The sequence below is a fragment of the Altererythrobacter sp. KTW20L genome (assembly GCF_023501975.1).
Taxonomy (GTDB): Bacteria; Pseudomonadota; Alphaproteobacteria; order Sphingomonadales; family Sphingomonadaceae; genus Alteraurantiacibacter.
On sequence record NZ_JAMFLH010000011.1, the window covers coordinates 24,304 to 42,109 of the forward strand.

Genomic DNA, 17,806 nt, shown 5'->3' on the forward strand with positions numbered 1-17,806 from the left:
ACTCGGTTAGAACTCCTCTCATGGGCGGCAAACCCGCTGCCGGAATTGAGAGGAGAAGCCTCATGAAGACCCTGACAAAAACTCTCGTCGGCACGGCCGCAGTTCTTGCAGTAGCCGTCGGCTCGGCGGTTCCCGCAGCCGCGCAGGATCGCCAGCGCGACCGCGGCGGCCTGAGCACTGGCGAAGTGATCGCCGGTGCACTGATCATCGGCGGTATCGCTGCCGTTGCCGCGTCTGCCAGTAACAACCGCGACCGCTACGACGATCGCAACTATCGCGGAAACAACAGCGGTTGGTACGATTACAATTCCAACCGCCGCAACAACCGCAACAACAATGCCGATCGCGCCGTGCAGCAGTGTGTCCGCGCAGCCGAACGCCAGGCTGAACGCTGGGGCGGTGGCCGGGCCGATGTCACCCAGATCCGCGATGTCGAGCGGGAGCGCAACGGGTTCGAGGTGCGTGGCACCATCGCCGTCCGCACCTACAACAACCGGGGCGGCAACTGGAACAACTACCGCCGCGGCTATCGCAACAACGGCTTCGAGGAAGGTCGCTTTACCTGCGACTTCCGCCGGGGACAGGTAAGGAACGTGGACTTCCGCGGACTGCGCGGTCTTTGATCCCGATACCGGTCATCGGGGCTCCTGACCGATGATCCTTCCCGGATGGGCGGTTCAGGCACATGAAAGCCTGGGCCGCCTATCTGACTGTATCCCCGTGTGATTATATCGCCTCCTATAAGGACCGTTCTATGGTTCACCTTCGCTCGAAGCTTTCGCTTGCTGCCGCAGTGCTCGCGGCAACCTCGATGACTGCCGCACCCCTCGCGGCAGCCGAGCTTCCGTACCAGGTGTCCGGTGCGGCAGGCGCATATGACCCGCGTGTCGAGAATGCCCACGGCTATGGCTACCGGTACGATCGCTATCGTCCGCATCGTCGCGGACACATCAGCACGGGCGACGTGATCGCAGGCGTGGCGGTTATCGGCGTGCTGGCGGCAATTGCCAGCTCCGCATCCAACAACCGCTCCCGCACCGAGACCTATCGCGCCCCACCGCCTCCGCAGCGCCAGTCGCGCGGGTGGAACAGCAGTGGCATCGATAGCGCGGTGGATATGTGTGTGGATCAGGTCGAACGCGGACGCGACCGGGTGGACAGCGTGGACAATGCCGCGCGCAATGCCAGCGGGTGGAACGTGTCGGGCAGGCTCGACAATGGCGACGGCTTCACCTGCCGGATCGACAACGACGGCCGCATCCGCGCCATCGACATCGGTGACGGCTATGCCACCCGCGACCTGTCATACGGCGGGCAGGGGGCGCAATTGAGCGACGATACCTACGCCCGTGCCCGGGCGGCAACGCGAAATTCCCCGCGCGAATGGTCCGACCAGATGCCGATGGCTGGCGCGGTCGATGGCGACATTGCCGATGACGATCTGCGTCCGGCCTATCCCGGTGGTCCGCTGCCGGGTGAAGAGGGCTATGAGGAAAGCTGGGGCGGCTGAGCCGTTCAGTCCCCGCGCGAATAGGCGGGTAGCTTGATGTTCCATGTCAGCGCCGCGCCGCGCAGGGCGAATCCTGCCAGCGCGGCGATGGACCAGGTGAGCGCCTCGCCCACACCCAGTGCGTAGAGCGTAACGGTCAGCCCAGCCGACAGGGCGCCGGCCGTGACATAGATCTCGGGCCGCATGATGATCGACGGCACGCCCGCCACCACATCGCGGATGATGCCGCCCGCGCAGCCGGTCAAGATGCCGAGGATCGCTGCCGGAACCGGGGCCACGCCCAGCGACAGGGCCTTGGCCGTGCCGATCACCGTGAACATGGCAAGGCCTGCGGCATCGGCCCATTCCAGCAGCTTGCCCTCCCACCAGCGATGCGGCGTGAACCACGCGACCAGCGCCGTGGCGAGGATGGCGGGGGCGATCCACGGATCGCGCAGCCAGAAGGCGGGCACGTTGAGCAAGGCATCGCGCACCGTGCCTCCGCCGACCCCCGTCACCAAGGCGAAGAAGCTGGCGGTCACGAAAGTCTGTTTCAGTCGCGCGGCCAGCAATGCGCCGGTCAGGGCGAACAACGCGGTGGCAACGATCTCGACCGGGGCGGGCAGCACCGGAGGCATGATCGCGCCGATCATGGCTTCACTGCCGTCTTGGGACGTGCCTTGCGCCGCCGGAACAGCAGCACGCAGCCCAGCAGCGATCCAGCCACGGCCAGGGCGGCGAACAGGATCAGGATCGGGTGCGAGCTGTCCTCGCGTGTTTCGAGATCCATGATGTGCAGGCCCCACATGACATCGTATGTCCGCCACCAGTCCGTCCGTACAGCCAGCACCTCGCCCGTTGCGGCGCTGAGATAGACATTGGTGCCATCGGCATAGTGCGCCTGCCAGCTATCGATCGGGGCGCGCAGATCTGGCGGAGACAGGTCGGAGGGGAAGTAGGTGACGCTTTCGAGCGCGGCATCGCCAGCATATTCCGCCGCGACAATGCGTCGCGCCTCGCTGGCGATCACCGGGGGGACGAGCGAGCCGTCCCGCGCCGAATAGCGGTATCTGCCCCCGTCAGGTTCGGTCACGATCCACACCGGCCCATCGGCCTGCATGGCAAGGACCACACTGGTGGCGCGCCCGATGCGGTTGGGAAACACCAGTTCGCTGGTGTCGATTACTCGCGCTTCTGTCCGCAAGTGATCGCCGCGCACGTCTTCCAGCGGGTAAAGCGCCATGACCAGGCCGGTCGCGGTCCACATCAGCACCGGCACACCGACCAGCCATCCCAGCCAGATGTGCCAGCGGGCGAAGTTCAGCATGAAGTTGGGCGAGCGGGCCATCCCTAGCTGGTCGCAAACAGCTTGGAGCGGTCGGCAAAGGCCTTCATCTCGATGGCATTGCCCGAAGGATCGCGGAAGAACATGGTCGCCTGCTCACCCGGCTGGCCCTTGAAGCGGATATAGGGTGCGATGGCAAAGTCTGTCCCGGCGGCGGTCAGTCGGTCGGCCAGTGCCTGCCACTCGGGCATCGACAGCACGATCCCGAAATGCGGCACCGGCACGCCGTGGCCGTCAACCGGATTGTTCGCCTCGTCACGCTGGTCGCAATCGGGCACCAGGTGGGTGACGATCTGGTGGCCGTAGAAATCGAAATCGACCCACTGGTCGCTGCTGCGTCCTTCCGAGCACCCTATCACGCTGCCCCAGAAGGCGCGCGCGGCGGCCAGATCATGCACCGGAAAGGCGAGGTGGAAGGGCGAGAGTTCGGTCATGCGGCAGCTTTCCTGACTAGGCCTAGAGCCAGTCCATAGCCGATGATGGGCGCCGCGCCATGGCCGATCAGGGCCGAGGGATAATTCGACAGCAGCGCCATCAGCGAAAAACCGAACAGCGATCCGGCCAGCGCGAGCCGCGCAGGTCGCTCAAGTGGAACGGCCGTGGCGATCAAAACGAAGCTCGCCACCAGAGCGGCGAACAGGGCCAGGGCGACCGTGGGGCTGAGGACGGCGTAATCGACCAGCACCCGCTCGACGAACTCGGTCGCGGGCAATTCGCCATGGACCGCCATGTAGAGCGTGGCGACGAAGCCAACGATAGCGGTCAGGCCCATGCGCCAGTCGCGCGTGGCGTGATGGATCCCCACCGCAGCAATGGTCAGGGCAAAACCGCTCGCCGCATCGGGCTGGAGCAGCGCGGCGCCCAGGGCCGCCAGCAGGATCGGGGCGGCATAAAGCTTGTCGCGCGCGGCGAAGACGGCGAGGGCGGGGATGACCAGCATCCCGGCGTGGAGCCGCACCGGACCTAGCGCGATCCAGCGGGTCACGTCGTTGTATGCCGGGCCGGCTACCAGCGGCAGGTAGAGCAGAGCGACGAGGGCGACTGCGACGATCCGGCTCCGTCGTTCATCCGGCGCATCGAGCAGCAGCAGCAGGGCAAGGCCCAGCGCCAGGCCAGCGCCATTGGCTGCAACATAGGAGCCCGGCGCCCCAAATGCGACGAGGCAGGCGATGCCGGCCAAAACCGGCAGGGCGAGCGCCACGATGGCGGGAAGGCGGTGGCGCGCGCGATCCTGCAACGCCACCGGCTGCCTCACATGTGGATCGGCTTGCCGCGCACCGCCATGGCCGCTTCCTTGACCGCTTCGGCATGGGTCGGGTGGGCGTGGCAGGTGTAGGCGATATCTTCCGAAGTCGCGCCGAATTCCATGCCGAGCGCAGCTTCGGCGATCATCGTGCCCGCCACGCTGGCAATGCACCACACGCCGAGCACGCGGTCGGTCGCTGCATCGGCGATGACCTTCACGAAGCCGTCGGGCTCATGGTTGGTCTTGGCGCGGCTGTTGGCGGCCATGGGGAACTTGCCCACATTGACCTCGCCCTTTTCGCGCGCCTGTTCCTCGGTCAGGCCGACCCCGGCCATTTCGGGCCAAGTATAGACGACCGACGGGATCACGCCGTGGTTGACGATGCCGATCTCGCCCGCGATCCATTCGGCCACGGCAATGCCCTCGTCCTCGGCCTTGTGGGCCAGCATGGGGCCGGGCACCACGTCACCGATGGCGCGCACGCCTTCGACAGAAGTGCGGAATTCGCCGTCCACCTCGATCTGCCCGCGCTTGTTCGGTTCCAGCCCGATGGCTTCGAGGTTGAGGCCATCGGTATTGGGCTTGCGACCGATGGACACCAGCACGCAATCGGCGGTCAGCGTTTCCGCTTCGCCCCCGGCAGCGGGTTCGAGCGTCAGCGTGGCCTTCTTGCCCTTGACCGTGCAGCCAGTAACCTTGGTGGAAAGCCGCAGTTTCATGCCCTGTTTAGCGAAGATCTTGGCCGCTTCCTTGCGGATGTCGCCATCCATGCCGGGCAGCAACAGGTCGAGATATTCGACCACGGTGACTTCGGCACCGAGCCTGCGCCACACGCTGCCCAGTTCCAGCCCGATCACCCCGCCGCCGATCACGACCATGGTCTTGGGCACGGCTGGCAGTTCCAGTCCGCCGGTGGAATCGACCACCACGCCCTTGGCGTTATCGACTTCGACCCCCGGCAGCGGCGTGACGCTGGAGCCGGTGGCGATGACGATTTCCTTGGCGGTGTGGGTGGCATCGCCAACCTTCACTGTGTGCGCATCGACAAAGCTGGCGTGGCCGTTCAGCCAGGTCACCTTGTTCTTCTTGAACAGGAAGGCGATACCCTTGGTCAGCTGGTCCACCGCGTCGATCCGCTGGGCGTGCATGGCGGGCAGGTTGAGCTTGGGCGTTACTTCCACGCCCATCTTGGCCATGGTGCCATTGGCGGCCGCATCGAAAAACTCGCTGGCGTGGAGCATGGCTTTGGACGGGATGCAGCCGACATTGAGGCAGGTGCCGCCCAGCGTGGCGCGGCTTTCGACGCAGGCCGTGCGCAGGCCAAGCTGCGCCGCGCGGATCGCGCCGACATAGCCGCCGGGACCGGCACCGATGAACAGGACGTCGAAATCGTAGTCAGCCATTGTTGGGTTCCTCAAAGGTCGATCAGCAACCGCATCGGATCCTCGATCGCTTCCTTGATGATCTTCAGCGCGGTCACCGCCTCGCGCCCGTCGATCAGGCGGTGGTCGTAGCTGAGCGCGATGTACATCATCGGGCGGATCACCACCTGGCCATCGCGCGCCACGGGGCGATCCTCGATGCGGTGGAGGCCGAGGACGGCGCTCTGCGGGGGGTTGATGATCGGGGTGCTCATCAGCGAACCGAACACGCCGCCGTTGCTGATCGTGAACGTGCCGCCCTGCATGTCGGCCATGGTCAGGGTGCCGTCCTTGGCCTTCTGGCCATAGCCGGCGATGGCCTGCTCGATCTCGGCAAAGCTCATGGTGTCGACATTGCGCACCACCGGCACGACCAGCCCGTTGGGCGCGCTGACCGCGACCGACAGGTCGAGGTAATCGTGATAGATGATCTCGTCGCCTTCGATGCGGGCGTTGACCGAAGGCACGTCCTTCAGTGCCAGGGCCGAGGCCTTGGCGAAGAAGGACATGAAGCCCAGCTTGATGCCGTGCTTCTTGGCGAACAGGTCCTTGTACGCCTCGCGCGCTTCGATCACCGCGGTCATATCGACATCGTTGAAGGTGGTGAGCAGCGCGGCCTCTTCCTGCGCGCTCTTCAGGCGGCGGGCGATGGTCTGGCGCAGGCGGGTCATTTTCACCCGTTCCTCGCGGCGTTCGCCACCGGCGCCTGCCACGGGCGAGGGTGCCGGGGCCGATGTGCTGGGTGCAGGGGCGGCCTTCTTCGCTTGCGCTGCGGCCAGCACGTCTTCCTTGGTCAGGCGGCCATCCTTGCCGGTGCCCTTGATAGTCGAGGGGTCGAGCCCGTGTTCCAGCACCGCGCGGCGGACCGAGGGCGAGAGTGTCTGCGGATCTCCGCTTTCTTCCTCGGCAGCAGGAGCAGGGGCGGGTGTCGGCGAGGGCGTTGGTGCGGGCGCCGGAGCCGACGATGGCGCAGCCTTAGCGGCCGGTTTCGCCCCGGCCTCTCCGGCCTCGACCAGCGCGATCAGTGCGCCCACGTTCACCGTGTCGCCCACCTTGACCGAATGTTCGGACAGGATGCCTGCCACGGGCGAAGGCACTTCCACCGCCACCTTGTCTGTTTCCAGGCTGGCGATCGGTTCATCCAGCGCCACGGCATCGCCGGGCTGCTTCAGCCATTCGCCAAGCGTGGCTTCGGTAACGGATTCGCCGAGCGCGGGGACTTTGACTTCGGTTGCCATGATTGTGGTCCTCGAACCTTATTTCTTGCGATTGGTGATGCCCAGCGCATCGGCGACCAGCGCCTCCTGCTGGGCAAGGTGGCGGGCGGCGAAACCGGTAGCGGGCGAGGCGGCGGCCTCGCGTCCGGCATAGCGCGGGCGCATGCCCTTGTGCCCAGCGGCGATCAGGGCATCCTCGATCTGGTTATCGACGAAGAACCAGGCGCCGTTGTTCTTCGGCTCCTCCTGGCACCAGACGATCTCTTCCAGATTGGTCATGCGCTGCAGGCGCACGGCCAGCGGCTCGCCCGGGAAGGGGTAGAGCTGTTCGAGCCGCACGATGGACGTGTCGCCCAGCTTTTCGGCATCGCGCTTTTCCATCAGGTCATAGGCGACCTTGCCGCTGCACAGGACCAGGCGCTTCACCTTGGCATCGGCGATCTCGGTCTTGTCCGACAGGATGCGCATGAAATGGCTGCCGGTGAAGCGGATGGAATCGCTCTTCGCCAGCGGGTGCCGCAGCAGGCTCTTGGGGGTCATGATTACCAGAGGCTTGCGGAACGGGCGCAGCATCTGGCGGCGCAGCACGTGGAAGTAGTTCGCCGGGCTGGTGATGTTGCAGACCTGGATATTGTCGTTCGCGCACAGCTGCAGGAACCGTTCGAGCCGGGCGCTGGAGTGCTCCGGCCCCTGGCCTTCAAAGCCATGCGGCAGCAGCATGACCAGGCCGTTGGCGCGCAGCCACTTGGCCTCGCCGCTGGCGATGAACTGGTCGATGATGACCTGCGCGCCGTTGGCGAAATCGCCGAACTGCGCTTCCCACATCACCAGCGTCTTGGGGTCGGCCAGGGCAAAGCCGTATTCAAAGCCAAGCACGCCGAATTCCGACAGGACGCTGTCGTACACCTCGAATTTGCCGTGGGGCAGGGTGGCGATGGGGATGTATTTGCGCTCGCTGGTCTGGTCCACCCAGATGGCGTGGCGCTGGCTGAAAGTACCGCGTCCTGAATCCTGGCCCGACAGGCGCACGTTGAAGCCCTCGGACACCAGGCTGCCGAAAGCGAGCGCTTCTGCCGTAGCCCAGTCGAACCCGGTGCCACTGGCGAACATTTCCTTCTTGGCGTCGAGCACGCGCTGCAGGGTCTTGTGGATCGTGTGGTCCTCGGGGACCGTAGTGAGCGTGCGGCCGAGGCTTTCGAACAGCTTTGGCGAAACGGCGGTATCGACATTACGCCGCGCGGTTTCGGGGTCGGCCGGCTTGTGCAGCCCGCTCCAGCGTCCGGCGAACCAGTCCGCCTCGTTGGCCTTGTAGCTCTTGCCGGCTTCGAACTCTTCTTCGAAAATGGCGTTGAATTCGGCGCGCACGCCATCGGCGTGGCCATCGTCGATCACCTGTTCGGCGGCGAGGCGCGCGGCATAGACTTCGCTCACGCGCGGATGCTGGCGGATGCTTGCATACATCAGCGGCTGGGTGAAGCTGGGCTCGTCGCCTTCGTTGTGGCCGAAGCGGCGATAGCACCACATGTCGATCACGATATCGCGCTTGAACCGCTGGCGGTATTCGATGGCGAGCTTGCAGGCGAAGGTCACGGCCTCGGGATCGTCGCCGTTGACGTGGAGGATCGGTGCCTGGACGCCCTTGGCAACATCGCTGGGGTAGGGGGACGATCTGGCGAATTGCGGGCTAGTCGTAAAACCGATTTGGTTATTGATCACGAAATGCAGGCAGCCGCCGGTGTTGTAGCCACGCACGCCCGACAGGCCGAGGCATTCCCACACCACGCCCTGGCCCGCGAAGGCGGCATCGCCGTGGAGCAGGACGGGCAGGACCTTCTCATGCTTGCTCAAATCATCGTGGATCGCCTGCTGCGCGCGGACCTTGCCCAGCACCACGGGGTTGACCGCTTCGAGGTGGCTGGGGTTGGGAACCAGGCTCATATGCACCTTGATGCCGTCGAATTCGCGGTCGGTGCTGGTCCCGAGGTGGTACTTCACATCGCCCGAACCACCCACATCCTCCGGGTTGGCGCTGCCACCGGAGAATTCGTGGAAGATCACGCGGTATGGCTTGGCCATGACATTGGCGAGCACGTTCAACCGGCCGCGATGGGCCATGCCATAGACGATCTCGCGCACGCCCAGCGATCCGCCATACTTGATGACCGCTTCCAGCGCCGGGATCATGGATTCGCCGCCATCAAGGCCGAAGCGCTTGGTGCCGACATACTTCTTGCCGAGGAACTTCTCGTATTCCTCGCCGCGGATCACGGCTGCCAGGATCGCCTTCTTGCCCTCCGGCGTGAAGGTGATGACCTTGTCCTTGCCTTCGATCCGTTCCTGCAGGAAGCGGCGCTCCTCCACATCGGCGATGTGCATGTATTCCAGGCCGACATGGCCGCAGTAATTTGCCCGCAGTGTTTCCACCAACTCACGCACGGTGGACCATTCAAAGCCCAGCGTGCCGCCGAGGTAGACCGGCTTGTCGAGCGCCGCGCCGGTGAATCCGTGGTATTCGGGCGTGAGATCAGCCGGGATGTCCTGCTTGGTCAGGCCCAGCGGATCGAGATTGGCGGCCAGGTGCCCGCGCACGCGATAGGTGCGCACCAGCATCATCGCCCGGATCGAGGCGTCCGCCGCCTCGGTCACGGCCTTTTCGTCCAGCACCTTGCCGCCCTTGGCTGCGGCATCGGCCACGGCCAGCTTCATCGCCGTGGGATCCATCGCGCCCGACAGATCGGCCCCGTCGGTCAGCGGCCAGCGTGGATTGGCCCAGCTCGGCCCGGCCTGTGGTCCATCCTGTCCCTCGATCTCGGGGAGGAATTGCTGTGCTTCGTTACCCATGGCGATAAATCCCAGTGAAGCGGTTTACGCCAGCTCTTTGAGCAGAGCGTCGAGCGTGGTGCCGAGTTCCGAGGGCGAGGCGGCAACGCGGATGCCGGCCTTCTCCATCGCGGCGATCTTGTCTTCCGCGCCGCCCGATCCGCCCGAAACGATGGCGCCAGCGTGGCCCATGCGGCGGCCGGGAGGGGCGGTGAGACCGGCGATGAAGCCAACCATCGGCTTGGCGCGGCCCTTCTTGGCCTGATGCGCGATGAATTCGGCGGCCTCTTCCTCGGCGCTGCCGCCGATTTCGCCGATCATGATGATCGACTTGGTTTCGTCGTCAGACAGGAACAGGTCCAGCACGTCGATGAAGTTGGTGCCGTTGACCGGATCGCCGCCGATGCCGACTGCCGTGGTCTGGCCGAGGCCCGCGCGGGTGGTCTGGTGTACGGCTTCATAGGTCAGCGTGCCCGAACGCGAGACCACGCCCACGGTGCCCTTGGAGAAGATGGAGCCGGGCATGATGCCGATCTTGCATTCGTTCGGCGTCAGCACGCCGGGGCAGTTGGGGCCGATCAGGCGGCTTTTGCTGCCCGACAGCGCGCGCTTCACGGAGACCATGTCGAGCACCGGAATGCCCTCGGTGATGGCCACGATCAGCTCGATCTCGGCATCGATCGCTTCGAGGATCGAGTCCGCCGCGAAGGGCGGGGGGACATAGATCACCGAAGCGGTGGCGCCGGTGGCGTGCTTGGCCTCGGCCACGGTGTTGAACACCGGCAGCCCGATGTGGTTGGAACCGCCCTTGCCGGGGGTCACGCCCGCCACCATCTGCGTGCCATAGGCAAGCGCCTGCTCGGTATGGAAAGTGCCGGTTTCACCGGTCATGCCTTGCGTGATGACCTTGGTGTTCTTGTTTACGAGGATGCTCATGAAAACTCCGACGAATTTAGTGACGCTTTCCGGCGGTCAATGGACCGAGAAATGACGAAATAGAGAGCGATTAGGCAACCAAACCAAAACGGCAGGAAGGCAAAAATAGCAAAGCCATGAGGACCCGCCACGGCGTCAAACTGCATTGCTATTAACGGAAGGGCAAAACTTGCTGCGAGTATCGCGGAGGCAGATCGGATCGAAGCAAAGCGCAGTGCTGTTAATGCCGGGAGGGCACCAAGCAGAACCGCAAGTGCAGCAAAGATGACTGCCGCGAACATTTACCCCAAGCTGCCATCAATCGCCCGGCACGCCACCAGCAGTTCCTTCACCGCATCGACGCTGACCTGGAAGTTGGCCTTGGCTTCGTCGTCCAGGGCAATCTCGATCACCTCTTCCGCGCCGCCTGCGCCGATCACTACCGGCACGCCGACATAGAGGCCGTCGAGGCCGTACTGGCCGTCAACATAGACCGCGCAGGGCAGGATGCGCTTCTGGTCGCCCAGATAGGCTTCGGCCATCGCGATGGCGCTGGTGGCAGGCGCGTAATAGGCCGAGCCGGTCTTGAGCAGGCCGACGATCTCGCCGCCGCCAGCGCGGGTGCGGGCGACGATTTCGTCAAGCCGCGCCTTGCTGCTCTTGCCCATCTTCACAAGATCGGTGACGGGCACGCCGCTGATGGTCGAATATTCGAGCACCGGCACCATGGTATCGCCGTGGCCGCCCAGCACGAAGGCGTTTACGTCCTTCACCGAAACGCCGAATTCCCACGCGAGAAACGTGGCGAAGCGCGCCGAGTCCAGCACGCCAGCCATGCCGACCACCTTGTTGGCGGGCAGGCCGGAAAACTCGCGCAGCGCCCAGACCATCGCATCGAGCGGGTTGGTGATGCAGATCACGAAAGCGTCAGGCGCGTTGGCCTTGATGCCTTCGCCCACGGCCTTCATCACGCCGAGGTTGATGGCCAGCAGATCGTCGCGGCTCATGCCCGGCTTGCGCGGGATACCGGCGGTAACGATGATCACATCGGCCCCGGCAATATCGGCATAGTCGTTGGTGCCGGTAATCTTGCTGTCGAACCCTTCGACCGGGCCGCACTGCGACAGGTCGAGCGCCTTGCCTTGGGGAATCCCCTCGGCAATGTCGAACAGGACGATGTCGCCCATTTCCTTCTTTGCTGCGAGGTGGGCGAGGGTGCCGCCGATCATGCCAGCGCCGATCAGCGCGATTTTCTTGCGTGCCATGTAATCTACCAGTCCTTGCAAGCTGCGCGGGCGCGAAACCGGTGATCGAATGGCCTTCCCCGCGCACCGCATGGGGGACAGGGCCGTCAAATGCATGTCCGCCCTACGCCCGCGAATCACCGATGGCAACCGCGAATGACGCGTAAGTGACGGTTAAATATGATAACAGTTCGCAGTAGCTATAATGCAACGTTTATCCCGCTCGCAGAACCCGCGCCGCCATGCAACGCTCCTCTTCCAGCAGCCGCAACGCCAGATGTTCGGGCACGGCGCGGCTGAAGTGGAAGCCCTGGCCCAGCGTGCAACCGGCACGGCGAACGGCCTCGACCTGTTCTGATGTCTCCAGCCCTTCGGCCACAATCTCCATGCCCAGCGTATTGCCCATCTCGGCCACGGCCCGGATGATCGCTTCGGTCCGCAGGCCGGTTGCCGGGCCGGACACGAAGCTGCGATCGACCTTGATCGTGCTGAACGGATACTTGTTGATGTAATGCAGCGAGGAATAGCCCGTTCCGAAATCGTCGAGAGCAAAGGTCACACCTTCCGCCGCAAGCTGTTCCATGAACACGGTGGTTTCGTGCTTGTCCTCCACGAACAGGCTCTCGGTGACTTCCAGTTCGAGCCGGCGAGGGTCGAGCTGGGCTTCCTTCAGCGCTGCCAGCACGCCCAGGGCAGCGCCCGGGGCGCTGATCTGCGCGGGGCTGAGGTTGACCGCCAGCTTCATGTCTTCGGGCCAGCTGGCGCAGGCGCGGGCGGCGGTGCGGGTGATCCAGTTGCCCAGCGTGATGATGAGGCCGGTCTCCTCGGCCACGGGGATGAATTCGTCGGGCAGCAGCTCGCCCTTGTCCGGATGGAACCAGCGTACCAGCGCCTCGAACCCGCGGATGCGTCCGGTGGACAGGTCCATGATCGGCTGGAAATAGATCGACAGTTCATCGCGCAGGATGGCGCCGCGTAGTTCGGCCTCGATCTCCTTGCGGCGGGCGAGGTCGCGGGTCATCGACGGGGCGAAGAAGCGGGCCTGGTGCCGCCCGGCAACCTTGGCATGGTAAAGCGCGAGGCCGGCGTTCTGCATCAGCTGGTCGAGGTCTGGCGTGCCGGGACACAGCGTGGCGATGCCGATGGATGCTCCGCTTTCGATCCGGTGGCCGTCCACCCGCATGGGCAGGGCCATGTCGGCACAGAGCAGCCCGGCCAGCTGTTCGATCGCCTTGCGCGAGGTCATGGGGGCCAGCAGCAGGAATTCGTCGCTGCCAAAGCGCGCGCAGATGGAACCTTCGGGCATGCGCGCTCGCAGACGTGTGGCGATCTCGCACAGCACGCGGTCACCCGTGTGGTGGCCGTACATGTCGTTCACTTCCTTGAAGCGGCGGACATCGAGCCAGAACAGCGCCATCTGTGACCTGGCGCCAACGCAGGCCAGTACGGCGGGCGCTGCCGCCTCGAAACCAGTGCGGTTGTATAGGCCGGTGACCGGATCGGTCCGCGCCTGTTCGCGCATTTGCTGGCCCAGCGAAGCGCTCTCTCCCGCCGCGCGCACCTGGCGCATGAGGCTGGAGAACACGTTGAAGGTCACATAGGTCAGGCCCGATGCGAGCGCGGGCAGGATCAGGCCCAGCACGACCAGCGGCATGGTGCCCACGGTAAAGCAGGCGAGGGAAATCGGCAGGAAGGTCAGGACCATCTGCCCCACCGCGATCAGCGGGCGGCCGGCGTTGCCCATCGCGATCCCCGCGCCCAGCGTCATGGCATAGCCGACCAGCAGGATCTGCAGGTGTTGTTCCACATCGTGCAGGATCGCCGTGGCCGCTGCCAGGCCGATGATGGCGGCATAGGCCAGCGCGCCGAACGGATAGATGCGGCGCATCGTGCGGCCCAGTGCATTGTCGCACTCGCTGGCCAGATAGGCCATGACCACGCGAGCGGCGGCCACGATTACCAGCGTCAGTGCAATCCACCGCAGGGCGGGGACTGCAGTGATGGCAAGGGTGGTGCTGCCCGCCGCCATGCCGCAGGCGGCACTGGTGAACAGGCCGATGGGCCGCGTGTGCATCTTGCGCGCAAGTTCGGCGCGGAGCCGCGCGTCGTGGTTCTCGAAGCCGAATGCACCGGCCAGCAGGTTTTCCAGGCTTGCGATGGGAACAGCTCCTCCTGGGGCCGATCTTGGAGCCGGAAGGTCACCTTTTGGTTAACTCCGGGCTTACCCTGAAATACCTAGGAAAAGGCTGCGATTGCGCCCTCAGATCGCCCGGCGGTCAAGCTCGCGCGCCATGCGGCGGTCGAGCGCGCGGCAGATTTCCAGCCACCAGGCAAAGCCCTGTTCGTCCCCAGCCAGCCGCGCGGCCACGGCCTGGGCGCCGGCGTGGCGAGCGGCGGCAAGGCCGTGGCGGGCGAAATGGCGCAGTGCGGCGTGCAGCGTGGCATCGCCCGGGCCGCTGTCGCTGTTGTCGTTGGCCGGAAACAGGCAGGCGGCACGCGCGGCGGGATCGTCCATGTGGTTGCGGATGGCGTGCCGGGGCGCGGCAAAGCGGATGGACATGGGGGCGGGTTCCTGCTCGTTGGCGGGCGTCCGTTGCCCGCAGGCCGCTTCTAGGCGCGCGCCGCCTAAGCCTTGGTTCGGCAAGATGGTTTCCGGATTCTTGCGCCGCGTTAAGGCTGTTGCAGCCACTGCCCGCTGCGTGCGTGCTGTTCGAGGACCTGGCCGGATTGCGGACGGATGACCTGCTGCGCAGGTTGCACAGGGGCAGGTTCCGTCACAGCTACCTGCATAGCCTGGGCGGCCGGGCTGTAAGTCGCATGCTGGTAGGATGCGGCAAGCGGCGCTTCTGCCCTGGCCACGGGCTCTACAGCGGCGCTGGCATAGTGCCGCACCGGCCCGCTCTCGTTCCCGGCATAGACCGCACTGAACGCACCCGGCCCGCCGCCCGCGCCATTTCCGCGGTAGAACCGGTGGAGCCCGATCGTGGCGACCGTCTTCAGGCTGGGCGCCCAGTAGGGATAGATGTCGGTCGTATGGTAATGGGTGGCAAGACCAACTCCATCATGGACATAGCCGCCCAGCGCTGCCCGCGCGACCACATGCGCCCGCGCCATGGCCGAGGCCTGCGGCTTGCGGTTCAATGATCCGTCGCAGGTAAAGCTGAACTGGCAGCCGGTCGTCCGCTCCGCCCCCTGGAACACCACGCCGCAGACGCTGGCCGGCCACGAGGGATGGCGCACGCGGTTCATCACCACCTGGGCCACGGCGCGCTGGCCATCGAGGCTTTCGCTCGCCGCTTCGTAATAGACCGCCATGGCCAGGCACTCCTGCGCCCGCGCGCGGTCGGCATAGCCGAGGAGCGCAGCGAATGGGCGCGCCGAAGGGCCGGGGTCGGCGAGAGCGGCGGGCAGGACAGCCGGTTCGGCGACAACTGCGGCGTTGTCGGCTTGGGCAACAGGAGTTGGCACCCAGGGGATCGTATCGGGCAGGACGAAACGGATCACCTGCGGCTCTGCCTGCTGGATCGGCGGGGCGGCCATGGCGGGCACGGCGATCGCGGCGGCGAGGACGCCCACGCGCTTGAACACGATCCGGCGGCGGGTGCGGCTGGTCAGCCCCTGGGCGCGGCCGACGCGGGTCATCCGGGCGGAAAAGTCCCGCGCGGGTTCATCATCCCGGTCATTAATCAGGCGCAGATAGTCGGACAGGTGCTGTGTTCCTTGGCTCGCGAAAATCGCGCCCCGGCGCGTAGCCAGCCACGCCGCCCGCCGCACCTGCCGTGAATGGGGCGTTCCGGAACGGGACGGATAGGAGCAAGGTCTTAAGCAGCGGTCGCGGGCAGGGGAGGCGGCGCAATTCGCGCCGCCTCCCACCCGGTTTTACATCAGTCCGCGCGCTTCCAGCATCGGTTCCACCCGCACGTCGCGGCCGGTGAAATCGCGGTACATCTGTTCGTAGGGCCTGGAATGGCCCAGGCCGAGGAAGGTCGAGCGGATGCGATCGCCCATGGCGCGGGTCATGCCGCCGTTGTCCTCCACCCAGCTATAGGCATCGTGGTGGAGCGCCTCGGTCCACAGATAGGCGTAATAGCCTGCGTCATAACCGTGGCTGAAGATGTGCCGGAAATAGGGCGTGCGATAGCGCGGCGGAACGAGATCGGCGTTAAGGCCAAGGCGATCCAATGCTTCGGCCTCGAATGCCATCACGTCGTCCGGAACCTCGCCCGGAGCGAGCGCGTGCCATTCCATGTCGAGCAGTGCGGCGGTGACCGTTTCGCCCATGGCATAGCCCTGGCCGTACTTGCCCGCCCGGTCGATCGCTTCCAGCATTTCTGCCGGGATGGTCTCGCCGGTCTGCCAGTGACGGGCATAGTTGTTCAGCACGGCAGGCACTGTGGCGAAGTTCTCGTGGAACTGGCTGGGGAATTCGACCCAGTCGCGCGTGGTGTTGGTGCCGGACAGGCTGGGATAGTGCTGGTCGGCGAACATGCCGTGCAGCGCGTGGCCGAATTCGTGGAACATCGTGATCACATCGTCGAAACCGGCGAGCGCGGGCTCGCCTGCGGCCGGCGGAGCGATGTTCTGGGTGTTGGTGACGACCGGGATGTCGCCGAGCAGGTGGCTCTGTTCGACAAAGTTGCTCATCCACGCGCCGCCCTGCTTGGTGTCGCGCTGGAACGGATCGAAGTAGAACAGGGCCAGCTCGCTGCCATCGGCATCGAACACGGTGTAGACGGTGACATCGGGGTGATAGACCGGGATGTCGTCACGCTTCTCGAACCGCAGGCCATAGAGCTGTTCGGCCATATGGAACACGCCGTCTTCCAGCACGCGGGTCACTTCGAAATACTGCTTAATGGCGTTCTCATCGAGCGAATAGCGTTCCTGCCGGATCTTCTCGGCATAGAGCGGCCAGTCCCACGGCTGGACGGTGAAATTGTGCCCGTCCTGCGCGATCCGCTGGTTGATTTCCTCGGCCTCGCGCTCCTGCGTGGCGGCAAGGGCGGGGACCATCTGGCGCATGAAGGTAAGTGCCGTGGCGGGATCGCCCGCCATGCGATCATACATCTGCCAGGTGGCATAGGTCGGCTCGCCGAACAGTTCGGCCTTGCGGGTGCGCAGTTCGACAACTTCGCGCACGATGGCGCGGGTGTCGTTCGCGCCGCCTGACGAAGTGCGGTCGGTGCTCGCCTTGTAGAGTTGCTCGCGCACATCGCGGTTTTCCAGCCGGGCGAGGGCCGGTTGCTGGGTGGTGTTCTGCAGCGCCAGCATGAACTTGCCCGGATGGCCGCGCTCGGCCGCCAGGGCAGCCGCGGCGGAAATCTCGCCGTCGGTGAGCCCGGCCAGCTCCGCGCGGCTATCCACCAGCACTGCGGCGGCATTGGTCGCAGCGGTCAGCTTCTGGCTGAAAAGTGTCTCCAGCTCCGAAATGCGGCTGTTGATACCCCGCAGTTCCTCCTGCGCCGCCGGATCGAGCAGCGCGCCATTGTGGACGAAGCGGGCGTAAGTGGCTTCCAGCAGCATCGCGTCTTCTGCCGTCATGGCCCCCGAGGCGCTTTGGGCGGCGCGGTTGTCATAGACCGCCTTCACGCGGGCAAAGAGCTGCGGGTTCAGGTAGATCGCGTCCTGCATCGCGGCGATCTGCGGCGAGATCGCGCTGTCGGTGGCATTCAGCACATCGTTGAAGTTGGCGCTCGTCTTCTGGCTGAACGGGGCATAGGCGCGATCGAACATGCGGCCGGTCCGCTCCATCGCCACCAGGGTGTTGGCGAAGGTGGGCGCGTCGGGATTGCGTTCGATACGCTCGATTTCGGCCAGCTTAATGGCGATGCCCTGTTCCAGCGCGGGCAGGTAATCCTCGTCGCGGATGAGGTCGAAATCAGGCGCCTGGAACGGCAGGGTGGAGGCTTGCGCAAAAACGCCGGTCGCTTGGGGGATCGGCGGGAGGGCTTCGGCAATGGCAGCAGAACTCATCGGGGCATTTTCCATGGTGGTGCAGGCGGCAAGCAGCGACAGCGCGGCAACCCCTGCGAACAGGCGGATTTCCATATTTTCTCCGAAATGGCGAGTCTCGCCCTGAGGACTCAGCGAGGTTTCAGGCGAAACTTGA

The 17,806-nt window shown here is 65.2% G+C and carries 16 protein-coding genes; 2 read left to right on the top strand and 14 right to left on the bottom strand.

All coding sequences use genetic code 11. The annotated features are described in order from the left end of the window. The first annotated feature begins 62 nt into the window (after positions 1 to 62). Positions 63 to 623, top strand: a complete 561-nt coding sequence (locus tag M3P36_RS11820; protein WP_249703758.1) for a hypothetical protein — start codon at positions 63 to 65, stop codon at positions 621 to 623. Positions 624 to 811: 188 nt separating this feature from the next. Next, positions 812 to 1,510 (top strand): hypothetical protein, encoded by a 699-nt coding sequence (locus M3P36_RS11825; protein ID WP_249703760.1) that lies wholly within the window; start codon positions 812 to 814, stop codon positions 1,508 to 1,510. Between the two features lie 5 nt (positions 1,511 to 1,515). Here M3P36_RS11825 and M3P36_RS11830 read toward each other — a convergent pair whose 3' ends face one another. The 14 genes from M3P36_RS11830 to M3P36_RS11895 all read right to left on the bottom strand — a co-directional run bounded on the left by M3P36_RS11830 (position 1,516) and on the right by M3P36_RS11895 (position 17,745). Then, a complete protein-coding gene (locus tag M3P36_RS11830; RefSeq protein WP_249703761.1) occupies positions 1,516 to 2,142 on the bottom strand; it encodes a trimeric intracellular cation channel family protein in 627 nt (208 codons plus the stop codon). Continuing rightward, entirely contained in the window at positions 2,139 to 2,837 is a 699-nt protein-coding gene (locus M3P36_RS11835; protein WP_249703763.1) for a PepSY domain-containing protein, read from the bottom strand. The genes M3P36_RS11830 and M3P36_RS11835 overlap by 4 nt, the downstream gene beginning before the upstream one ends. 2 nt (positions 2,838 to 2,839) lie before the next feature. Further along, positions 2,840 to 3,268: a VOC family protein gene (locus tag M3P36_RS11840; protein ID WP_249703766.1), complete on the bottom strand. Its 429-nt coding sequence runs from the start codon at positions 3,266 to 3,268 to the stop codon at positions 2,840 to 2,842. Next, entirely contained in the window at positions 3,265 to 4,089 is an 825-nt protein-coding gene (locus tag M3P36_RS11845) for a hypothetical protein (RefSeq protein ID WP_249703767.1), read from the bottom strand. Before M3P36_RS11845 ends, M3P36_RS11840 begins: the two co-directional genes overlap by 4 nt. Next, a complete protein-coding gene (gene lpdA, locus M3P36_RS11850; RefSeq protein ID WP_249703769.1) occupies positions 4,086 to 5,483 on the bottom strand; it encodes a dihydrolipoyl dehydrogenase in 1,398 nt (465 codons plus the stop codon). The genes M3P36_RS11845 and lpdA overlap by 4 nt, the downstream gene beginning before the upstream one ends. Positions 5,484 to 5,494: 11 nt before the next feature. Then, the gene (gene odhB, locus M3P36_RS11855; RefSeq protein ID WP_249703772.1) at positions 5,495 to 6,739 is read right to left on the bottom strand and encodes a 2-oxoglutarate dehydrogenase complex dihydrolipoyllysine-residue succinyltransferase; all 1,245 of its coding nucleotides are present in this window, start codon (positions 6,737 to 6,739) and stop codon (positions 5,495 to 5,497) included. Positions 6,740 to 6,757: 18 nt separating this feature from the next. Then, positions 6,758 to 9,559 (bottom strand): 2-oxoglutarate dehydrogenase E1 component, encoded by a 2,802-nt coding sequence (locus M3P36_RS11860; RefSeq protein WP_249703774.1) that lies wholly within the window; start codon positions 9,557 to 9,559, stop codon positions 6,758 to 6,760. 24 nt (positions 9,560 to 9,583) lie between these two features. Then, positions 9,584 to 10,474 (bottom strand): succinate--CoA ligase subunit alpha, encoded by an 891-nt coding sequence (gene sucD, locus M3P36_RS11865; protein ID WP_249703776.1) that lies wholly within the window; start codon positions 10,472 to 10,474, stop codon positions 9,584 to 9,586. Continuing rightward, positions 10,471 to 10,755 (bottom strand): hypothetical protein, encoded by a 285-nt coding sequence (locus tag M3P36_RS11870; protein ID WP_249703778.1) that lies wholly within the window; start codon positions 10,753 to 10,755, stop codon positions 10,471 to 10,473. Before M3P36_RS11870 ends, sucD begins: the two co-directional genes overlap by 4 nt. Further along, positions 10,756 to 11,718 carry a malate dehydrogenase gene (gene mdh, locus M3P36_RS11875; protein WP_249703779.1) on the bottom strand — a complete coding sequence of 321 codons (963 nt, stop codon included), beginning with the start codon at positions 11,716 to 11,718 and terminating at the stop codon, positions 10,756 to 10,758. Between the two features lie 193 nt (positions 11,719 to 11,911). Next, positions 11,912 to 13,771: a putative bifunctional diguanylate cyclase/phosphodiesterase gene (locus tag M3P36_RS11880; protein ID WP_249703781.1), complete on the bottom strand. Its 1,860-nt coding sequence runs from the start codon at positions 13,769 to 13,771 to the stop codon at positions 11,912 to 11,914. Between the two features lie 186 nt (positions 13,772 to 13,957). Beyond that, entirely contained in the window at positions 13,958 to 14,257 is a 300-nt protein-coding gene (locus tag M3P36_RS11885) for a hypothetical protein (protein WP_249703783.1), read from the bottom strand. Between the two features lie 110 nt (positions 14,258 to 14,367). After that, positions 14,368 to 15,339, bottom strand: coding sequence for a cell wall hydrolase (locus M3P36_RS11890; protein WP_249703786.1), 972 nt, complete (start codon positions 15,337 to 15,339; stop codon positions 14,368 to 14,370). Between the two features lie 237 nt (positions 15,340 to 15,576). Beyond that, positions 15,577 to 17,745, bottom strand: coding sequence for a M3 family metallopeptidase (locus M3P36_RS11895; protein WP_249703788.1), 2,169 nt, complete (start codon positions 17,743 to 17,745; stop codon positions 15,577 to 15,579). Between the last annotated feature and the right edge of the window lie 61 nt (positions 17,746 to 17,806).

Excerpts from the sequence above, each read along its gene's own strand:
- M3P36_RS11820 (WP_249703758.1), top strand. The coding sequence starts at position 63 with ATGAAGACCCTGACAAAAACTCTCGTCGGCACGGCCGCAGTTCTTGCA.
- M3P36_RS11825 (WP_249703760.1), top strand. The coding sequence starts at position 812 with ATGACTGCCGCACCCCTCGCGGCAGCCGAGCTTCCGTACCAGGTGTCC.
- M3P36_RS11830 (WP_249703761.1), bottom strand. The coding sequence starts at position 2,142 with ATGATCGGCGCGATCATGCCTCCGGTGCTGCCCGCCCCGGTCGAGATC.
- M3P36_RS11835 (WP_249703763.1), bottom strand. The coding sequence starts at position 2,837 with ATGGCCCGCTCGCCCAACTTCATGCTGAACTTCGCCCGCTGGCACATC.
- M3P36_RS11840 (WP_249703766.1), bottom strand. The coding sequence starts at position 3,268 with ATGACCGAACTCTCGCCCTTCCACCTCGCCTTTCCGGTGCATGATCTG.
- lpdA (WP_249703769.1), bottom strand. The coding sequence starts at position 5,483 with ATGGCTGACTACGATTTCGACGTCCTGTTCATCGGTGCCGGTCCCGGC.
- odhB (WP_249703772.1), bottom strand. The coding sequence starts at position 6,739 with ATGGCAACCGAAGTCAAAGTCCCCGCGCTCGGCGAATCCGTTACCGAA.
- M3P36_RS11860 (WP_249703774.1), bottom strand. The coding sequence starts at position 9,559 with ATGGGTAACGAAGCACAGCAATTCCTCCCCGAGATCGAGGGACAGGAT.
- sucD (WP_249703776.1), bottom strand. The coding sequence starts at position 10,474 with ATGAGCATCCTCGTAAACAAGAACACCAAGGTCATCACGCAAGGCATG.
- M3P36_RS11870 (WP_249703778.1), bottom strand. The coding sequence starts at position 10,755 with ATGTTCGCGGCAGTCATCTTTGCTGCACTTGCGGTTCTGCTTGGTGCC.
- mdh (WP_249703779.1), bottom strand. The coding sequence starts at position 11,718 with ATGGCACGCAAGAAAATCGCGCTGATCGGCGCTGGCATGATCGGCGGC.
- M3P36_RS11880 (WP_249703781.1), bottom strand. The coding sequence starts at position 13,771 with ATGCACACGCGGCCCATCGGCCTGTTCACCAGTGCCGCCTGCGGCATG.
- M3P36_RS11885 (WP_249703783.1), bottom strand. The coding sequence starts at position 14,257 with ATGTCCATCCGCTTTGCCGCGCCCCGGCACGCCATCCGCAACCACATG.
- M3P36_RS11890 (WP_249703786.1), bottom strand. The coding sequence starts at position 15,339 with ATGACCCGCGTCGGCCGCGCCCAGGGGCTGACCAGCCGCACCCGCCGC.
- M3P36_RS11895 (WP_249703788.1), bottom strand. The coding sequence starts at position 17,745 with ATGGAAATCCGCCTGTTCGCAGGGGTTGCCGCGCTGTCGCTGCTTGCC.